The sequence below is a fragment of the Limosilactobacillus fermentum genome, from assembly GCF_013394085.1.
Lineage (GTDB): Bacteria > Bacillota > Bacilli > Lactobacillales > Lactobacillaceae > Limosilactobacillus > Limosilactobacillus fermentum.
This window is the reverse complement of the sequence record NZ_CP040910.1, coordinates 748,496-767,408: the sequence shown is the minus strand read 5'-3', so window position 1 is coordinate 767,408 and position 18,913 is coordinate 748,496. Positions and strand designations below refer to the sequence as shown.

18 protein-coding genes, 1 tRNA gene, 2 pseudogenes and 1 other annotated feature are annotated in these 18,913 nt (G+C 48.8%); of the genes and pseudogenes, 7 read left to right on the top strand and 14 right to left on the bottom strand.

The annotated features are described in order from the left end of the window. A pseudogene (locus FG166_RS09540) lies at window positions 1–170 on the top strand (IS3 family transposase); the annotation flags it as partial. Between the two features lie 140 nt (window positions 171–310). On the opposite strand, the gene FG166_RS03805 reads toward FG166_RS09540, so the two are convergent. Beyond that, the gene (locus tag FG166_RS03805; protein WP_003681995.1) at window positions 311–2,077 is read right to left on the bottom strand and encodes a glycoside hydrolase family 13 protein; all 1,767 of its coding nucleotides are present in this window, start codon (window positions 2,075–2,077) and stop codon (window positions 311–313) included. Next, window positions 2,077–3,423 (bottom strand): SLC45 family MFS transporter, encoded by a 1,347-nt coding sequence (locus FG166_RS03800; protein WP_035430795.1) that lies wholly within the window; start codon window positions 3,421–3,423, stop codon window positions 2,077–2,079. The genes FG166_RS03805 and FG166_RS03800 overlap by 1 nt, the downstream gene beginning before the upstream one ends. A 363-nt stretch (window positions 3,424–3,786) precedes the next feature. Between FG166_RS03800 and FG166_RS03795 the strand changes: the two are divergent. After that, window positions 3,787–4,710, top strand: a pseudogene (locus tag FG166_RS03795) (IS30 family transposase). A 134-nt stretch (window positions 4,711–4,844) separates the two neighbouring features. Here the strand turns inward: FG166_RS03795 and FG166_RS03790 are convergent. Together FG166_RS03790 and FG166_RS03785 are read right to left on the bottom strand one after the other, a co-directional pair. Beyond that, window positions 4,845–4,933: transfer RNA gene (locus FG166_RS03790), tRNA-Ser, on the bottom strand. A 47-nt stretch (window positions 4,934–4,980) separates the two neighbouring features. Then, window positions 4,981–5,601 carry a hypothetical protein gene (locus FG166_RS03785; protein ID WP_003681998.1) on the bottom strand — a complete coding sequence of 207 codons (621 nt, stop codon included), beginning with the start codon at window positions 5,599–5,601 and terminating at the stop codon, window positions 4,981–4,983. A gap of 117 nt (window positions 5,602–5,718) precedes the next feature. Between FG166_RS03785 and FG166_RS03780 the strand changes: the two genes are divergently transcribed. Genes FG166_RS03780 through FG166_RS03770 form a run of 3 tightly spaced genes read left to right on the top strand, consistent with a single transcriptional unit; the run spans window position 5,719 to window position 7,627 of the window. Beyond that, window positions 5,719–6,165 (top strand): nucleoside 2-deoxyribosyltransferase, encoded by a 447-nt coding sequence (locus tag FG166_RS03780; protein ID WP_003682001.1) that lies wholly within the window; start codon window positions 5,719–5,721, stop codon window positions 6,163–6,165. Window positions 6,166–6,186: 21 nt separating this feature from the next. Further along, entirely contained in the window at window positions 6,187–7,176 is a 990-nt protein-coding gene (locus tag FG166_RS03775) for a LacI family DNA-binding transcriptional regulator (RefSeq protein ID WP_003682003.1), read from the top strand. Window positions 7,177–7,186: 10 nt separating this feature from the next. Continuing rightward, the gene (locus tag FG166_RS03770; RefSeq protein ID WP_003682005.1) at window positions 7,187–7,627 is read left to right on the top strand and encodes a DUF6314 family protein; all 441 of its coding nucleotides are present in this window, start codon (window positions 7,187–7,189) and stop codon (window positions 7,625–7,627) included. A gap of 81 nt (window positions 7,628–7,708) precedes the next feature. On the opposite strand, the gene FG166_RS03765 is transcribed toward FG166_RS03770, so the two are convergent. From FG166_RS03765 to FG166_RS03755, 4 genes are all read right to left on the bottom strand, one after another. Next, window positions 7,709–9,073, bottom strand: coding sequence for a YSIRK-type signal peptide-containing protein (locus FG166_RS03765; RefSeq protein ID WP_003682007.1), 1,365 nt, complete (start codon window positions 9,071–9,073; stop codon window positions 7,709–7,711). Window positions 9,074–9,749: 676 nt separating this feature from the next. Beyond that, on the bottom strand, window positions 9,750–9,881 hold the full coding sequence (locus tag FG166_RS09750) for a CHY zinc finger protein (RefSeq protein WP_003682009.1): 132 nt from the start codon (window positions 9,879–9,881) through the stop codon (window positions 9,750–9,752). 18 nt (window positions 9,882–9,899) lie between these two features. After that, window positions 9,900–10,331 carry a hypothetical protein gene (locus tag FG166_RS09535; RefSeq protein ID WP_003682010.1) on the bottom strand — a complete coding sequence of 144 codons (432 nt, stop codon included), beginning with the start codon at window positions 10,329–10,331 and terminating at the stop codon, window positions 9,900–9,902. A 282-nt stretch (window positions 10,332–10,613) separates the two neighbouring features. Beyond that, entirely contained in the window at window positions 10,614–11,147 is a 534-nt protein-coding gene (locus FG166_RS03755; RefSeq protein WP_003682011.1) for a hypothetical protein, read from the bottom strand. A gap of 649 nt (window positions 11,148–11,796) precedes the next feature. Beyond that, window positions 11,797–12,045 (top strand) — a binding site (T-box leader). A 64-nt stretch (window positions 12,046–12,109) separates the two neighbouring features. On the opposite strand from FG166_RS03755, the gene asnB reads away from it, so the two are divergent. Beyond that, window positions 12,110–13,699: an asparagine synthase B gene (gene asnB / locus FG166_RS03750; protein ID WP_003682012.1), complete on the top strand. Its 1,590-nt coding sequence runs from the start codon at window positions 12,110–12,112 to the stop codon at window positions 13,697–13,699. Window positions 13,700–13,951: 252 nt separating this feature from the next. Here asnB and FG166_RS09530 read toward each other — a convergent pair whose 3' ends face one another. Continuing rightward, window positions 13,952–14,074, bottom strand: coding sequence for a hypothetical protein (locus FG166_RS09530; RefSeq protein WP_003682013.1), 123 nt, complete (start codon window positions 14,072–14,074; stop codon window positions 13,952–13,954). Window positions 14,075–14,284: 210 nt separating this feature from the next. Between FG166_RS09530 and FG166_RS03745 the strand changes: the two genes are divergently transcribed. Beyond that, window positions 14,285–15,394 carry an MFS transporter gene (locus tag FG166_RS03745; RefSeq protein WP_003682014.1) on the top strand — a complete coding sequence of 370 codons (1,110 nt, stop codon included), beginning with the start codon at window positions 14,285–14,287 and terminating at the stop codon, window positions 15,392–15,394. A gap of 126 nt (window positions 15,395–15,520) precedes the next feature. Here the strand turns inward: FG166_RS03745 and FG166_RS03740 are convergent, their stop codons facing one another. From FG166_RS03740 to FG166_RS03720, 5 genes are all read right to left on the bottom strand, one after another. Next, complete coding sequence (locus FG166_RS03740; protein ID WP_003682015.1) at window positions 15,521–15,889, bottom strand: hypothetical protein; 369 nt, start codon at window positions 15,887–15,889, stop codon at window positions 15,521–15,523. A 270-nt stretch (window positions 15,890–16,159) separates the two neighbouring features. Further along, a complete protein-coding gene (locus FG166_RS03735; protein WP_003682016.1) occupies window positions 16,160–16,525 on the bottom strand; it encodes a hypothetical protein in 366 nt (121 codons plus the stop codon). Window positions 16,526–16,883: 358 nt separating this feature from the next. Beyond that, window positions 16,884–17,444: a DapH/DapD/GlmU-related protein gene (locus tag FG166_RS03730; protein ID WP_003682017.1), complete on the bottom strand. Its 561-nt coding sequence runs from the start codon at window positions 17,442–17,444 to the stop codon at window positions 16,884–16,886. Beyond that, window positions 17,444–18,304 carry an SDR family oxidoreductase gene (locus tag FG166_RS03725; protein ID WP_035430800.1) on the bottom strand — a complete coding sequence of 287 codons (861 nt, stop codon included), beginning with the start codon at window positions 18,302–18,304 and terminating at the stop codon, window positions 17,444–17,446. The genes FG166_RS03730 and FG166_RS03725 overlap by 1 nt, the downstream gene beginning before the upstream one ends. A gap of 362 nt (window positions 18,305–18,666) precedes the next feature. Then, window positions 18,667–18,846, bottom strand: a complete 180-nt coding sequence (locus FG166_RS03720; protein WP_003682020.1) for a hypothetical protein — start codon at window positions 18,844–18,846, stop codon at window positions 18,667–18,669. Window positions 18,847–18,913 lie beyond the last annotated feature (67 nt).

The following is an 18,913-nucleotide window of genomic DNA, read 5'->3' as shown; positions in this document are numbered from 1 at the left end:
GATGGGCTGATTTTAAATCTATCTGGTTAGCACACTCACCACAACCACAAACGTTTGAAGACTTAGAACAGCTGGTGACAGAAGGTATCGATTACTTTACGCATTCCTTTATTTCAGGCAAAAGAAATGACCTTACCGCAGCAGAATACCGCTTTGGCAAGGCCAACTAGTTTTTATTATTTAATGTGTCAACTTGACAGGGTACAGTACCCGCCTGTTTGACATGGTTATCAGCTTTCAAGTTTCAGACAATATCCAAAATAAAGCTAAGAGGCTGAGAAAAAACAAAGTTTCTTCTCAGCCTCTAGTTTTATTTCCGATAAATTAAGAAACCATCCTGAGTAAGCTGTCGACCCTCATAATTTTGACTGAGGACTTCTTGTCCGTTACCATCAATTGTAACAGTTTGATTGCTTGTATTAAACAGTCCAACCAGTTCACGGCCATTAAACTGTCGTCGAACCTCAATCAAGCCATTTTTAAGTACCTGTAAGCTTAATTCCCCCTCAGAAAGTAATTGCCAGTTTTGGCGACGTAACTCGTTTAACTGCTGGAAGAAGGCAAAAATTTGCTTTGCCTTACCATCGGGGTGCCAGTTCATCGGTTTACGACAGTCAGGATCATTTTCACCAGTCATTCCGTATTCGGTTCCATAATAAATGGATGGGACACCAGGCTGCAGAAAAGTAAATGCAAAGGTCTGTTGAACTAGGTCAACATTATTATGGGCTAGAGTCATTATCCGTGCTGTATCGTGTGAATCAAGAACATTAAACATCATCTGATTAGTTTGATCACGATACTTCATCAGTTGCGTGCTCAACTGTTCAATCATCTGATTACTGCTCAGTTCATGATTAATGAAGTGGTGCAAAATCGCCGTAGTATAGCTGTAATTCATAACCCCACTAAATTCATCCCCATTAAGCCAAGCCTGTGAAGTGTGCCAAATCTCACCAAGAATATAGAAATCCGGTTTCAGGGCAACCATTTCTTGGTGGAACCGCCGCCAGAAGTGGTGGTCAATCTCATTTGCAACATCTAATCGCCAAGCATCGATATCAAAATTCTCTACCCAATACTTTGCAATTCCTAACAGGTAGTCTTGAAATTCTTGACTAGCTGTATTCAATTTTGGCATATGAGGCGTATAGTCAAACGTATCATATGTTGCATCTGGTGTAAACTCAAAATTATCCGTCTGGGTATAAGTAGCTGGAAACTTATTTATGTGAAACCAGCCACTGTACCTTGAATCCTTACCGTTTTTGAGGACATCTTGCCACTGCGGCGACTTATCGCCAATGTGGTTAAAGACTGCATCAAGCATCACCCGGATTCCTCTTTTATGAGCCTCCCTAACGACTTTTTTGAAAAGCCTAGCATCACCAAAATGAGGATCAATTTGGTAATAGTCTTCCGTATCGTACTTATGATTTGACGGTGCCTTAAATAGCGGATTAAAGTAAATTCCATTAACTCCTAGCTTCTGTAGATGATCGAGGTGGTCAAGTACTCCTTGAAGGTCACCACCGTAAAAGTCTTGCCGTCCAGGCCTAGTATCTGGATCCCATGCTTTTGTACTAGCAGGATCGTTTGTCTTATCACCGTTAGCAAATCTTTCAGGAAAAATCTGATACCAAATTGTTTTCTTGACCCACTCAGGAGCATAAAAGGCATCAATTCCTTGGAAGAAGGGCATTCGGAAGTAAGTATTCATGTCCTCCAACTGTTTCTTATCATCAGGATCAATGAAACCACGATCAGTATAAATAATATGCGTACCATCTACTCCTATGATTGTAAAGGCGTATGCTAACCGTTTCTTGGGTTCTGTAACAGCAATTTGCCAGTAATCAAATAGATCATCACTCAAGATTTTCTTCATCGCTGTTGGTTGAGTATAAAACGGCGGCCTAATTCCAGCAAGGCTCCGTAAACTATAGGGATCACCGTGAAGAAGTTCTACTTTCTCTACATCATCCTTTGCTGTTCGTAAGCGAATACGCATCGTTTTGGCATCATATAAGAACGCCATTTCACTTTCGGGTCGGTGATAAATTGCTGCATAATTCACTAATCAATATCTCCTTTTTCAACAGAGGTTTCCTTAACAACGTGAACCGCAAAGATACCGATAAAGCAAAGAACACCAGCCACAGTTAACATGTGTGGAATATCATTGCCTAATAACGGGAAAAGAGCAAACGAGGCAATCGAAGCAACGATTTGTGGAAGACAAATCCAACAATTGAACAGGCCCATGTAAGTACCATCATGCTTACCATCAAGGGCGTTAGTCAAAATAGTAAATGGGATTGAGTTAATTGTTACCCAGGAAATCCCAATACCAATAAAAGCAATAACAGATACGAACCGTGTAGGAGCAACTGACAAGCCCCAGAAACCGAGAGCACCAACTAACATTCCAAATGAGTAGGCTGGCTTACGGATCTTATCATTCAACTTTGTCAAAACTAAGCCCCAAATGATAGCGACGACAACTTCGATTGCTGATAAAACACCAAACCAGTTACCAGCGGCCTGATAAGCAGCACTGGCAGCGTTAGTTGTATGCCAGATATTCTTTGCAACCGTCCCTGTTCCATAGGTCCACAGGTATTGGAAGGCAGCCCAAGCAAAGAATTCAACAAGTCCTAACGTCCAGAAGACTTTTGGTGCATTCTTTACAATGGTAAAGAAGTTTTCACCAATATGATCTTCTTCACTTAAACCATGATACTTAGCATAGGTTTCAGGATCATATTCATCAACCTTCCAAATGGTGAAGATAGATGAAACGACAAGAATTAAAGCACCGAGGTAGAATGAAAATTTAACTGAATCAGGCAATTCGCCCTTGGCCGCAACGTTAGTGACACCAATCCAGGTTAAGAGAAAGGGAAACAAATCGGCAGCAACGGAGCCAATGTTACCCCAGATAGTCTGCCAAGACCAAGCGATATCCTTTTGTTCATCATTAACCATATCAGAAATCATCATCTTGAATGGTTGCATAGACATGTTAGAGGAAAGATCCATGAATAAAATGGAGATTGCACCGAACCACAGGGCAGTACTCGTCTTGAAACCAAATGAACCAGAGTTGGGCAGTAAACACATCACAACAACTGCAACAATTGTCCCAATAATTAAGTATGGGAGCCGTCGTCCAATTTTAGGAATCCAAGTCCGATCAGAAAAATAGCCAACAAGTGGTTGAACGATCATCCCTGCAAGTGGCGGTAAGATGAAAAAGAATCCTAATTTAGTAGGGTCTGCACCGAGGGTCTGAAAAATACGACCCATATTTGAGCTTTGTAAAGCAAATGCCATCGAAGTTCCTAAGTTACCAAATGTCATCAGCATTAAAGTCGAAAAGGCTAATGTTGGTAGCATCTTCTTTCCTTTTTCTTTGTCCATACAAAAGACCTCCATGAATAATTACTAGGTAGTGTCTTCAAACTACAGGCGTTAAACTTTTCTGCATGGTATCCAGTTTGGTGCCATTTTTTACTGATTAAATAATTTGAAGACACACCCTAGTGAATTTATTGAAATTCAATTAAAATAATAGCATCATTTTTCATTTTTGCAAGCGTTTGCACATTTTTTTGTAAACGATTGCAAAAATTTTGTCGATTGATGAACAACTAGTAATAAATCATAGTAAATCTTTTTAAAAGGCAGATTGTAAAATTTAAGTTGAACATATTAGTGGACAGAAAAACCCATAAAGGTCTTTAATGGTGTCACCACAACATTCCATTAGAAAGAAGGACCTTTATGGGCACCACTATTTTATCATTTGAAGACCGCGTTGTCATCGAAACACTTCATCATGAAAAGCACTCACTTCAATATATTGCCGATTATTTAGGCTTTAGTAAAACCACTATCTTTAATGAGGTTTATCGCTTAGCTGGTGAGTATCACGCAGTTAAGGCTCAAACTAACCATGAAGTTAAACTTAGTCATCGTGGTCGTAAAACCATCTTAACGACTAACCTAAAGCGATTGATTGAAGAAAAAATCAAGATCCAAAAATGGTCAATTGAACAAGTGGCTCATGTAGTTAGAATTGCCTACAAAACCATCTATAACTGGATTGATCAGGGACTACTGGATATTAATGTGACTGATTTACCTAACCATGGTATTCGTCGCAAACGAGCTAAAGAAACCCGTGGTACTTTTAGTCATGGACGTTCCATCGAAGATCGTCCAGCTGAAATTTCTGATCGTAATACTTCAGGTCACTTCGAAGCTGATACAGTTTTATCTGGAAAACGTAAAGGTCAAGCAGTAGCTACGTTTGTCGAGCGTAAGAGTCGGCTTACCATCGTTAAACGGCTTAATGGACGAGATAGTACTTCAATGTCCAAGGCTATTTTAGAATTGGCTAACCAGTTAGGAGATAATCTCAAGACCCTTACTGTTGACCATGGGAAAGAATTCGCCAACTACAATTTGATTGAAGAACAGACCGGTGTTCCGCTGTACTTTGCGCACGCTTATTCGCCACATGAACGAGGCAGTAATAAAAATCGCAACTGAGTACTACGCCGCTTCATTCCCAAAGGTCAACCGATTGATGAGATTACCGATGATGAATTAATTCAAATTAACTGGTATTTGAATTCCCGACCACTCAAATGTTTAAATTGGCGAACACCGATTGAGATCTTTTTGCGTAATCTGCGTTACTAAATTTGTTCAAGTTATTTCTTGCAATCTACCCCCAACAAAAGCAAATAGTAACAAAAAGAGCCTAGAACGTTGATTTAACAACATTCTAGACTCACCATGCTCAGATAACTTGACGGAGTTAAATTAAACATGAAAGGAGAGTACAGGATTTGAACCTGCGCGCCCATTCAACATGGGTTCGCCGGATTTCGAGTCCGGTGCATTACCACTCTGCCAACTCTCCGTAACAACTATGTAAGTATAGCATTACTTACATAGACGTGCAAGCGATTATTGGTCAGCAATGTCGTAAGTTTTGCTCCCGTTCTTGGTTGTGTACATTGCTTGGCTGGTGTCGTTGGGGTTCATCAAGCTGATCGAGTAGTCGCTGCCCAAGAGCTTGGACACTTGCGTCGACGTCTTATCCAGCGAATCGGTCAGAGAAGACCAGCCCATGCTGCTGGCTTGGGTTGGGTTTTGGGCCAGGTACTTGAGCGAGTCGGCCTCGTCGCCGCTGGACGGGTCGATTTGAAAGGTCTTGGAGCCCGAATCAAAGGCCACGCTGCCGAACTTAGAATAGGAAGATTGGAGCTGCTTTAAAACGGCGGCTTCTTTTTGTTCCTGGGTCATGTTGGCCGTCGAAGAGGACAAAGCGGGGTTGTTAGAATAGCCGCTGATGCTGTTGCTACTGGTGCCCGACGACGAACTCTTGGCACTGGTCTGACTGCTAGTCTGGGCGCTGCTGTTTTTATGCCAATAAGGCAGGTTGATAACCCCGTACACCGTTACCGCCAAGCTCACCAGCACCAAGAGGGTGGCAAACTTCCACTGGTGGTACTGTTGCCAGGAATTAACCAGGTAAAAGCACCCCAACACAAAAATTAACCCACCGAAAACCACTAAAAGTATCATGATTGAATTCAACCTTTCAAATATTTTGTCTTAATCTCAATTGTGTCGCCTTGCTCAATTCGCTACAATAATTATATTAACCATTAAATTATATTAATCATTAAAGGAGAACAGCTTATGCGCATTTACTTAGCAGGGCCTTTTTTTAGCGATGAACAAATTGACCGCATCGCCCGGGCCGAACAAGCCCTCACCCAAAACCAAACGGTCGACAGTTTCTTCTCCCCCCGCCTGTCGGATGAAAATAGCACACCCTTACTCAAGGAAGGTACGCCGGAATGGGCGCAGATGATTTTCAAAAAGGACGTCGAAGAAATTGACGACGCCGACCTAGTGGTGGCCGTGGCCGATTTTGTCCACGCCAACGTCGATTCCGGAACCGCCTTTGAAGTTGGCTACGCTTATCACTCTAACAAGCCGATCGTGATTGTGCAAGAGCTGGACGAGCCTTTGAACTTAATGCTTGGCCAAGCGCTGACCCACTACACCACTTCCGTTGCCGACCTCGCCACGCTTGACTTCACCAATTTACCCAACCACCCCTACAGTGGCCAGACATTTTAGCAGTGCAGTCGAGGTGCTATCTTGGAAAAACGCAGACAAGTTAAGTTAGAAGACGTGGCGGCCCTGGCCGGGGTCTCCAAAACAACGGTTTCCCGGGTCCTCAACAACCGTGGCTACCTGAGCGAAGCCACCAAGCAACGGGTCCACGAGGCAATGGAACAGCTCCATTACCGCCCCAACGCAATCGCCCGCCAGCTCTTTACCCAAAAGACCAACCTGGTCGGCCTGGTCTTCCCGACCGTCAACGACCCCTTCTTTGGCCAGCTTGAAGCCGGGTTGGACGAGTGCCTGTACGAGAACGGCTACCGGACCCTGATGGGTAACAGCCAAAACAACCCGCAAAAAGAAGAGCAGTACTTACAATTGCTCTTAAACCACCAGATTGACGGCCTGATCGTCGGCGCCCACAACCAGGCGATGCCGGATTACTTGCAGACCAACTTACCGATCGTTTCGATTGAACGCGCGGTCGCCCCGCAAATTCCGGTCGTCGCCTCGGATAACTACCGCGGTGGCCAGCTGGCGACCCAGCGGCTGCTAGATGCCGGTTGCCAACACATTATCCACACCAATTACCCTAAGGACGTCATGACCACCAACCAGGACCGCCGCAAGGCCTACGAGGATCTGATGAGCCAGGCCGGTTACCCCGCCATTACCTACGAGGTTAATTACGACACCCCGATGGAGGAAAAAAAGGCCATTTTCGCCCGCCTCTTTGACGAATACCCCGAAGTCGATGGCATCTTTGCCGACAACGACACCAACGCCGGGCTGATCATCCAAGTGGCCAAGGCCCGTGGCCGCCGGGTCCCCGAGGACCTCAAGGTGGTCGGCTTCGACGGCGCGGACGGCACCCGGATCCTGTTCCCGGAACTGACGACCGTCCAACAGTCGATCGACCAAATGGCGGCGGTCGCCGTTAACCTGTTAGAACAACAGATTGCCGGCCAAACCAACGTCGAATCCGTGACCCTGCCGGTAACCCTTTTGGAAGGCACCACGGGCTAGGAGGCGCGGTTTGAAGCTCTACGATTATTTTTTGGGTGACTGGCAATTGACCGGGACGTCCCGCATCTTAACGGGGCACGCCACCACCATGCACGGCACCTGGCGTTTTTCTCCGCTCTCTCCCGATAGCCTCCTGTTGACGGAGAACGGCGAAATGATCATGGGTAAAACGGCGGCGCCCCTCTCCTTTTGGCGGGAATACCGCTACCAATTTGCGGGTGACCGGGTGCTGGTCTACTTTCACGACCAACCGTCTGGTAACTATGAACTTTACCAGGCCTACCGCTTGGACGAGAACGGTCACCTCCTCGTCCCGGACAACACCTACCTGTGTGCCCTCGACACTTACGACGCCCGTTTTGAACTGGACAATGCTCACTTCGCCCAACACACCTGGGTAAACGGTCCCCAAAAGGATTACCGGTTAGATAAAGAGTTACAGCGAATATAAGAAACAAGGGGCTGGAAGAACACCGTTTTCTTCCAGCCCCTTGTTGTATTTCAGTATGCTCAATGGGTGCCGCAACCCTGATTACTGCTCCTGGTCTTTTTTCAACAGTTCCAAAAGGGCCTTATCCCGGTCAGCCACGATCTGCTTACCGGCGTCCCCTTCTAAGTCGAAAAAGCCACGCCCGGTCTTTAAGCCAAGTTCGTTCGCGTCCACCTTTTTCTTTAAGAGCGGATCTTCCCCGGTGCCGTTTACTAGGTCTTGGTATAGGTAGGTGGTCAACTTTTCAAAGATGTATTGCCACGAAATGCCCCGCCAATTGTAGCCCTTATATGGGTACACAGTCGTACCATCGTTAACAAATTGAGAAACTGAACCATTTATTTCTGCCGGTGACTTAACTAACTTGAAGTGCTCAAACTCTTTGGTGTTAGAAATCTTATACGTTTGCCCCGTCAGTGACCGCGTTTCAAACGGAGCCGCTAATTGTTGACCAGTGTCGATGTCAACGTAGTATACCTTCTGCGTCAACAACTTCGGAACAATATCCGTCAAATTGTAGTACTTTGAGGTGTTAAGGTATTGGGAACTAGTTGGCCGCCCAAAGAACCACAGGTAGTTCATCGAAGGCCTGGCGTACATTGAATTCGACATGTACGAATCAACAACCATCGTCCCGTCACCATTGTAGTATGTTAAGTCCCCGTATAAACTCTGCGATAACTCTGACTGGTCCTTGCCTAGCGTGTAACTGTTTACCAAATGGTGGTTGGCATCCTCTTCATATACATAGAGAATCCCCTTCCCCGCCCGATCAGTTGCAAAGGTGATCGTGTGACCAACGTCTTCATACTCACCACCATTAACAATCAACGCTTCAAACACGTATTGATCGGCTGGTACATTCTTATACACCCCAGCCGGCATGTTCCCCGGGTCGCTTTTGGTAATCGTCGTCTCCCCAGTCGACGGCACGTTTTCGTACTCACTCGTCGCGGTTGCTAACATCCGACGGACGGCCCGGCGAGCAGGCATAGCGCTAGCGGAACTGGTACTGGCGGCGCTGGCTGCATCACTGGTGGCGCTGGCCTGGCTAGCAACGGCGCTGTCACTCGTCGCGGCGGCGCTGGAAGCAGCGGCGGCTTGGCTTTGCCCAGAAGCCACCGCAATCGTGGCATTGGCTTCCCCACTGGTGGCGCTGGTTGACGAGCTGAGCGCCCCGACTTCTTCGGGGTTAGTAGCGGCGTGGGCAGTTGGCCCTAAGGCCACGCTCGAGAACAAGAAGACCCCCGAGGCGACCGCAACGGAAAAGACCCCGATGCTTAGGCGCCAAATCGACCAACGGGTGTAGCGTTGGCCCATCTTCTGCTCAAGTAAGTTTTGATTGTTTTTCCCAACCATAATCGTAATCTTCTCCTTGAGATGTCTATCCGCCACGAGCGCCCGCATAAACTATCCAGCGATAAAACGAACTGGTTTAAAAAACACCTTTTCCCCGTAATTGAGAAAGTCGGCGTTCGGTGCCACCCGTGGTTTTTGATCAATTTGATTTATCACATCATATATCAATAGATTAATTAGGTCAACTCATCAATTAATCACCTAATAAACATTATTGTTCGGGATTTTAATATCCTTTTTGCCTCAATTTGTAAATTAAACGTTAGGATCGGGTCCCGCTTTAACGTAATTCAGAAAAAGAACTCACTAATCACCATTAGCCCAGCTTTAGCACTGGTTAGGATCAACTTAGCGCATTTCAACGCCAGGGAGCCAACTTGGTGCATTCGTCCATTAACCTCCATTTCCGCCCCATCATTCCATCATAATCACTCCTGACGATCGTTCGGTTTTTAAGCACACAAAGGCGCCCTACTGTCTTTTTGAGGGGTGTTTCGTTATAAATTAAGGACAAAATAAAAACATTACCGTGGGGTTCGGTAACGTTTTCCTTACTTGAAGTAAATGTCATAATGCAGCTTACAACCGGGATTGAAGGGGTGCTGGCAGTTTAAACAAGTGCCAGTAGCGTACTGGGCAAAGTTCATCTACTGCCCTGCCCGCATTCCCCGCACACCACGGCGAGTTCTTCCTTGCCGCAGGCGGCAAAGGGGTGATCTTCCAATTAATCGTGGCACTGGTAACAGGCGTAGTATTTTTGACACCGGGCGCACTTGAGGGCGGCCACGTCAACTTCCTGGTGGTAATGGGTGCACCGCCCCGCCTCATCGGTATCAATTCCGTGAATCTCAATCATTTTAAACTCCCAATCTCGCTATTTTTGTACTGGTTTAATCAATTCAACGCCCCGCTTTCCTCGTTTCCAGCGGCTGTAGACCGTTTCAACCGACAAGTGGTAGCACTCAGCTAACTCCGGCAGGCTCAGCCGTTCGCCGTTAATTTCGACGCGGTGGTTGACCGGGCACTTCTCCTTGACGAGCCGTTCTTTGGCGACTTCGACTTGGCCATCCCGGGGCGTCCGGTTGCGGATCAAATCGATTTCCACGCCCAGCTGCTTGGACAGTTCGTGGCGGGTCAGCCGCTGGTTGTCGACGATCAATTCCTTGCTTGGCATGTGGGCTTTGAAATCTTCGGCCACCTCCCCGAGGTACTTTTCGATCGCCGCCGCCTTGACGACCTCACTGCGGTTCTTAGCCAAGTGGTTAAAGGCGTTGCGGACCGACACCTCGTTACGTTGGTGCGTCAAAGAGTAACAAGAAATGCTAACGAAGTGACCGTGATCGTCAATTAAAAGGTCGTTTTTGCGCCCGGCCTCGTGTTTGACCGGCTCAATCAGCTCTTCGCCCCGGCACCCACTGTGGTAGCGTTAGTAAATCGTCCCGACCGCAAACCCATACCGGCAGGCAATTTGGCTCAGCGACAATTTTTCACCGTTCACCCACTGGACGATCCGGGTCGGCTTTTGTTGCTTGCGGATTGGCGCCGCCAGCTGGTCGTCACGCTTCCCCCGCCGGTAACGAGCCTGGATTTAGTCGGCGCTCAACTTCGGGTAACGCTCAGCCAGTTCCCCAGCCGTCAGCTCCTCGCCTTTAAAGGTGATCAGCTTGCCCTTCCTGGTTTTGACGTGGCTGACGAGGAGGTCCTTGCCCCGTAGCCCCTTTTCGTAGCGATCCCGGATTGTCCGGGTGGTTACGTGGGCCCGCTTGGCAATTTCGGCGATCGTTAATTGTTCACCGTCGATCTCGATTTGGCGCGCCCGGCGGCCCTTTTTAAGCGGGGCGACCAACTGGTCCTCTCGCTTGCCGTGCCGGTAACAGTTGGCAATCACCGTTGCCGATAAGCCGGCAATGTCGCCCAGTTCTTGGTAGGTCAGCAAGCGGTGGTGGTAACGAATCCATTTGGCGTGGTGCGCCGTGGTTAACGACTGCGCTCGCCTAAGCTGGCCGGTTATCGACAGTGGGTTGAAATACAACTGGCCATAGAGGGGCCCACCCCCATTGACCCACAGTCCCTTTTCTAGCCCGCGCAAGTCAGCCATGGCAATCACCGCCCGCGCCGACATCCCCACCAAGGAATGGCCGATTAGATAACTGAGGCGCTCTGCTCTGCTCTGCTCTGCTCTACTCTGCTCTGCTCTACTCTGCTCATAGCATCGTCCGATCCCCCTTTTGTGTCAACTTTTAGTTTGGCATCCGTTCACATTTTATTGACGATAAGCAAACGCTGTCAATTAGATTCGATTGATTTATGAATTAAAATCTTATTGATCGGATTGCCACGCGAACGTCAGCGCCAGACCCCAAGAGTTGCTCACCCGGAAATTAATTTATTTCCTAAAATTATATCAGACTTGCGACCTATATATTGTCTACTGATGCTTGAGCGTATAAATAATCACCATAATTCAATTACATTGGTGCGTTTTTCGTCCACTTCTCGCCCCCAATGGGTGAATTAACCTTCCCTACTTGCTTTCTTTACCCATACTTTATTATAGAATCAATTATTAGCCGATTTATTAGAAAGGGTTAATAAGCTTCTTTGGGTGCGCTTTTGCACTTCCGAACCGGATCTGCACCCCAATTTAAGAAGTTCGTTCTTCACCCCATTTTGGCCCCTTTTTTGGTCGGGGCGTTACACTTTTTTCAAAAAAATCGCTTCAGGGGCTTGCCAACTTAAATAAAGTTCGCTAGAATTGGAAAAAATTAAATAAGAGAAAAATGAGAAAGACGAGTAGGTCGTTGATTTGTCCAGTGAGTCAGGGCTAGTGGAAACCTGACCAACCCTCTGCGATTGAATAACACTTTCGAAGATTACTAACCCAAATGCATTGCAAAGTAGGCTTAGTCGTGACCGGAACGTTACCACCGGATGAGTATGTTTGTACTCAATGAAAAGTGGGCTAGTAATACCCTAGCCAACTTGGGTGGTACCGCGGAAATAAGCCTTTCGTCCCTTGTCAAAAGCAAGGGGTGAAAGGCTTATTTTTTTCATCCACGGTTTAACCACAAAGGAGACTTTACAATGTGCGGATTTTTAGCTGTTGATTCTAAGGAATTTGATTTAACGACCTTTTGCGACGCACTGGAGAAAAACGTTGACCGCGGCCCGGACATGACCGAAACCGTCGAAGAAGACGCGGTGATGTTTGGTTTTAACCGCCTGTCGATCATGGACCTGTCCGATGACGGGATGCAACCCTTCAAGGGCGAAGATTGCACCCTGGTCTGCAACGGAGAAATCTACAACTTCTTACAGCTCAAGGAGAACTTAAAAGACGGCTTCAGCTTCCAAAGCTCTAGTGACTGCGAAGTTTTGATCCCGCTCTACCGTAAGTACGGGTTGGACACCATGTGCAAGATGCTCGACGCCGAGTTCGCCTTCGTCTTATACGACAAGGTGGCCAAGAAGGTCGTGGCCGGGCGTGACCCGATCGGGATCCGGCCAATGTTTTACGGCTACACCAAGGAGAGGGGCGAAATCGCCTTTGGTTCCACGGCCAAGACCCTGATGGACTTGTGCGACCAAATCTTCCCGTTCCCACCGGGCCACTACTACGACGGCGAAAAGTTCGTTACCTACCGCGACCCAGCCATGGTTACCCGGATGCACACGCCAAGTTTTGCAGAAGCCACGACCGGCATCCGTGATTACCTGGTCAAGGGGGTGGAAAAACGGCTCCACGCTGACGCTCCGGTCGGCTACCTGTTGTCCGGGGGGCTGGATTCTTCCCTCGTTTGCTCGATCGCATCTAAGTTAATGCCGGGCAAGAAGTTACGGACCTTTGCGATCGGGATGGACCGCAACCCGATCGATCTCAAGTACGCCCGTGAAGTTGCCGACTACTTAGGCACTGACCACACCGAATTCATCATGACTCGCGACGATGTTTTAGGGGCGCTACGTGAGGTCATTTATACCCTGGAAACCTGGGACATTACGACCATCCGGGCCTCGATCGGGATGTACCTCTTGTGCAAGAAGATCCACGAAACGACCGACCTGAAGGTGATCCTGACCGGGGAATGCTCCGACGAAATGTTCGGCTACAAGTACACCGACTACGCCCCGAACGCCGAAGCCTTCCAAAGCGAATCGATGAAGCGGGTCCGCGAACTCTACATGTACGACGTGCTGCGGGCCGACCGCTGCATCTCGGCTAACTCGCTTGAAGGCCGGGTGCCGTTTGCCGACCTCGACTTCGTGGAATACGTGATGTCCTTAGACCCGGACATGAAGATGAACCACTACGACAAGGGGAAGTACCTGTTGCGGATGGCCTTTGCCGGACAAGACTACTTGCCAGACGACATCCTGATGCGGGAAAAGGCGGCCTTCTCCGACGCCGTTGGCCACTCCCTGGTCGACGACTTAAAGGAATACGCCGACGCCAAGTACACGGATGAAGACGTGGCCAAGGCCAGCGAAAAGTACGCCTACAAGACGCCGTTTACCAAGGAATCCCTGCTCTACCGCGACATCTTTGAGGAATTCTTCCCGGGCAAGGCCGAATGGATCAAGGACTACTGGATGCCAAACAGCGACTGGGAAGGTTGCGACGTTGACGACCCGTCCGCTCGCGTCCTATCCAACTACGGGGACTCGGGCAAGTAGTGAGTGCGGACCAACCATAAGGCAGGTCGTGGGCTTAAACTACATTGAAGATTAAACAAAGGGCTCCAACCATATTCTTATGCGAACTGGTGGCGCCCTTTTGTAACTGTTCTTTTATTTGACCATCATGGTCGTCATGCTATAATAACGATATAAACGGGAGGCTGTCGGAAGCCTCCCTGGGTAGAGCCGATATTTCGGTGGCCAACTTTTAGTTATTTAATAACCGCTAGCCGGTGCAAGCTAAGGCGGTTATTTTTTTACGCTAAGTTTGATTAGCGCAACGATCAGCATCAGCAGGCAAATGTCAAAATCGTCAAAAATAACAACGAGGGTCAACTCAATCAAGAGGGCGTCCTTTCTTCCAACTTGCATCAATCGGCTCCAGCAGTTCACACGTGAACTGCTGGGGTCTTTTTTCATCTTCCCAACCTTTTCGGTAGCGGTTACAATGAAAGAAACGCCTGTCGGCAAATCGAAATGGAATTGAGGATACTATGGTCACCAAAACTAACCACACCCGTTTGTACGTCTTAGCGGCGATGTTTGTCTTGATCTCCTTTATGTTGGGGGTGTAACGAATTCATGGTCGTCGGCAACCTTTCCTTGATTGCCCACACCTACCACCAGACCCTGAGCCAAAGCGCTTCGATCGTCTCGGTCTTTGCCTGGACCTACGCGATTGCGACCCCGCTCCTGGCGCTGTCGACCAACCGCTTCAATAAGCGCTCCTTGTTCTTGACCCTGCTGGCGGTCTTTTTAGCCGGCACCCTCTTGAGCGCCTTTGCCCCCAGCCTACCGATCTTCTTATTTTCGCGGGTGATGACCACCTCGGTAGCGGGCTTGATGGAGTCCTTGATGTCGGTGATCGCCTACCAACTCGCCACCACCGATCAGCAACGGTCCATGCTGGTCGCCTGGATCTACACCGGCTTTAGCATCGCTTCGGTGGTCGGCAATCCCCTGGGGACCTTCATCGCCAACCTCTGGCGCTGGCAAGACGCCTTCATTATGGTCGCCATTATAACGGTGTTGGCGACCGTAGTGGCCACCAACTTGATCCCCAAAGACCTGGTCAACGAACCAGCTTTCTTTAAAGAGCAGTTGGTACTCTTCTCCGACCGCCGGATCCAACTAGCGATCGTCTTTGCCATTTGCTCGGCCGGGATGATCTTTGGTTACTACACCTACATCCGCTCGTTGATACACCAAACCCTCGGCTTTTCGCTCACTGCCCTGTCGCTGGTCCTCTTGTTACTAGGGGTGTTGGACGTTTTTGCCAACCAATTATCGGGACGCCTCGCCGCCAAAAATGGGATAAAACGGCTGCGCCCCTTCTACGTTCTTGACCTGGTGCTATTAGCGCTCTTCCAATTCAGCATGCAAAACGCCTGGACTGGGCTGTTGCTGCTGTGCGCACTCGTCTTTTTCTTTGCCCTGTTTGGCTCCCCGATTCAGATCTTTGTCTTAGACGTCGCCAGCCACGATTACCCCCAGGCCACCACGCTGGCGTCCACGTTAAACGCCATCTTCTACAACGTTGGGGTCGCGGTAAGCTCCTTTACCGCCACCCAAACCCTCAAGGTGGCCGGCCTCCCCGACCTCGGCTGGAACTCCCTGGTCTACTGTGCGGTCGCCCTACTAGTCTTGCTAACCCTGGTCCGGATGACGGACCGCGAGGCTATGCGGGGCTAGGAAATGAATTGATTGACCCTTAAAAAATAACCGCTAGCTGGTCAGAGCTAAGGCGTTTTTTTTGTGCCATTTTTAAACATTACAATCAGGGCGCTGCTCCGTTAACCGGAAGCAACGCCCTTTTTATTATGAATTGGTTCCGTCCCACAAAACCTCTTCTTTACCGAGGTCCATGAAACTGAAGAAGCGGTCTAGCTCTCCTTGCAGGCGCTGGGCCAAACGGTCGAAGTACAGCTGGTCAACGGATTGCGCGGCCAACAACGCCGACCGCAAGTTGTTGACGACATCCACCTTAATGGACTGAACCGAATCTTCAATCGAAGAATTGACAACCCAACGAAGCCGTTCGGCATTAAACTGCATTTCCACCTGATCATTTTCGGACTTGATGATCCCGTACGGGTGGCGGCCACGCTGAACAACGCTGCCTGCCAGTTCATACTTTTGAACTAATGCAATGAAGTATTCGATAACAATTTTTTGTTCGTTTGTCATAACTTCTCTCCCAATAATAAAAAGTCATGATTATATTTTCTGATCAATAACTATAATTGTTAACTACAACCCCTATTAATTTCGTCATCACCCTAATTGATTTCTCATTCACTTAACGCTGATAAGGAGTAGTCAACAATTCGGTTTTATCAACTTAAACAACTTCTTTGGCGTCACGATCGCACTCCCAGACGAGGAACTTCCCAGCCGCGATTCTCATCATTTGATAATCTAAAGCCCGCCGTTTCACATTAGTTATAAAAATTAATTTTAGTGATTTCCCTTCCACAGCACCTCTTCATCGCCCAACTTGGAGAAGCCAAAGAATTGGTCGAGGTCATCTTGTAGCTGTTGGGCGAGGCGAGAGAAGTACTTGTAATCCCGGTTGGCCTTGGCGACCAGGAGTTCCTTTAGGCAGGTCAAAACGTCCACGCGAATCGCCTTTCCGACGTCGGTGGCGTTTCGTTCGCTTACCCAGCTTAAGCGGTCGGCGTTGAAGGGTACTTCCAGGGCTTCGTGCTTGGCTTTAACGACCCCATAAATGTGCTCCCCCTTTTGAATCACCAACGCCCGAACGCGGTGCTTTTCCATTAACTCAATAAAGTAATCAACGGCAATCGATTGTTCTGTGGTCATATCAATCTCTCCAAATTAATAAGTTCTATTTATATTTTGGGCAAATATACGGGCGTTGTCAATCAACCGGTAGATTATTTTTGTTATCAAAATAAGGGAAATCTCATCAATTTAACGCTGATAAGGGACCCTTGCCATCCCTTATTTATCGGTGCTAAGGAGTAAGATGACCGGCAAACGAGTTCTACGATCAAATATTTCGAAAATAAAAATACTAATCGGGTTGCCATTTTAAAAATGAGAGCGGCGCCAATCTTTTTTGATCCACTGATCACATGGGCTTGATTTAAATCAAGAAAGGAATTGAGAAAGACAGCAAGAGGCAGGGAGAACGCCGTGTTCCCCTGCCCCTTGTCGTTTAGTGTTCCAATTGTCGAATCACCCGCGCCGGGTTACCCACCGCAACCGTGTAGGGTGGGATATCCTTGGTGACCACCGACTTGGTGCCGACAATCGCGCCTTGGCCGATCGTCACCCCCGGTAAAACGCTGACCCGGGCGCCCAGCCAGGCGCCCTTTTCGATGTGAATCGGCTTGGTCATGATCGTGTGCAAGTTACTGGGCTCGTGGTTAACGGTGAAGAGCCCCACTTCCGGCCCCAGCATGGCCCCATCGTCGATCTGCACCCCGCCTAGAGACATCATCGTGACGTGGTGGTTGATGTAGACGTTTTTGCCCAGCGTCACCTGACTGGCACAGTCAACGCTCATTGGCGGCGTCAGGTAAGTGCCATCCTTGATCTGGCCGTTAAAGAGCTCGTTTTCAAGCTCCACCAGCCGTTGCTTAGCAGCCGGATCAGTTTGCCGCAGCTGCCAGCAGAGGTGGTCGCAACGATCGATTTCGCCGTGGACCTCACGCTGGTAGTCGGCATCCCGAATGTCAATGTGTTCGCCCTGGTGGAGGCGGTCAAAGACGGTCATTACTTCTTCCCCTCTGCCATCCCGGTCACCAGACCCGGTTGTAGCGGGCCGTAGTAGTATGACGCCGTGGCGCCCCCGTCGACGAGGAAGGTAGCCCCGGTGATGAATTGGGCCCGGTCGCTCATCAAGAGTTCGGCCACGTCGGCCACTTCATCGGCAGTCCCAGGCCGCCCCGCCGGACTCTTGGCAAACATGTTCTTGTAAAAGTCGCCCCGGATCCCGTTGAATTCGTCGAGGGCCAGCGGGGTGACGATGATCCCCGGGGTAATGTCGTTAAGCCGGGCCCCGCGTGCACCCCACTTAACAGACTCGCCCATCACCCGCTTTTCGTTGCACCACTTAGCCAGTTGGTAAGCTTGCAGGGTGGTTTCGATGTTTTCCTCGGCTAGAAGGGGCAGGTCCAAGAGCTCTTCGGTCGGGGGCAGCGCCAGTTGCCGGTCCTCTTCTGGGGTCAGCTGCTTCATCCGGAAGCCGGATTGCGAAGAGATAACGATCCCGGCGCCGCCTTCTTCAATCACCTTACCGCCCTCCTCTAGCAAAACGGCGGTCCCGTATAAATCAACCTTCAAAATCGTTTCGATTGAAGCCTGCGACGGCGACACACCGGCCCCGTTAACCAGGTACTTGACCGGCCCCATGCTCGTGGCCTTTTTAACCATCGCCTGGATCGAAGCCCGGTCGGACAGGTCCATCACCGTGGTCGTGACGTCAAAACCGGCCTCTTCTAAGACCTTGCCGATCGCCTTGGCGTTTCCCTCGCTCTTGTCGCCGAGCAGAATTTGCTTACCGTAGCCCATCCGCCGTGCGATTGCCAGCAAGATTTGTCCCGCCCCGACTACGATCATTACTTCTTTTGCCATTTGTGTTGCCACCTTTCGTTTACTTGATGGCTTAATTGTAAAAAAGCTCCCCGCCACGATCAATTCGCGTTTGGGGAGTGATCCATAAGTTAATCTGATTAATAATTAAACAGGGGATCGCCCTTCTCTTAACCTGCCACCCCCACCGGACAAATATTTAGATTTGCGCAAAATGGAAGTGCGAACCAACCTCCTCGACAGGCCGTTGGGCTAAGCTTGGCCGGGGGGTAGTGCGACACGCACTGTTCTCAGACCTGCTTAGCCACTAGGCCTGTGGTTGGGGAGCACGTTATCTGTGTAAACTTTCAAAACACTAATCTTTGCGCCCAATTTTAGATTTGTCCTGTATGCTTTCCTCACGATCACCGCTGACGTAACGCTTCAAGGCCAGCCCCTAGCTCACTCTGGTCCTTTACTAGACCCAACTCCTCCGCTTTTACCAGTTTCATCGCCTGCTCAACTTCTTTTGGGAGTTCTTCAAAATCGTTCAGCGAGAAACCACGGTTGGACTTATTGCTACTAGCATTCTCAAAATTTTTCATTGTCACGATAGGTATCCATTTCCCATTTACCCTTATTTGATCCGCCCACCCGAATGTTACACGGAAC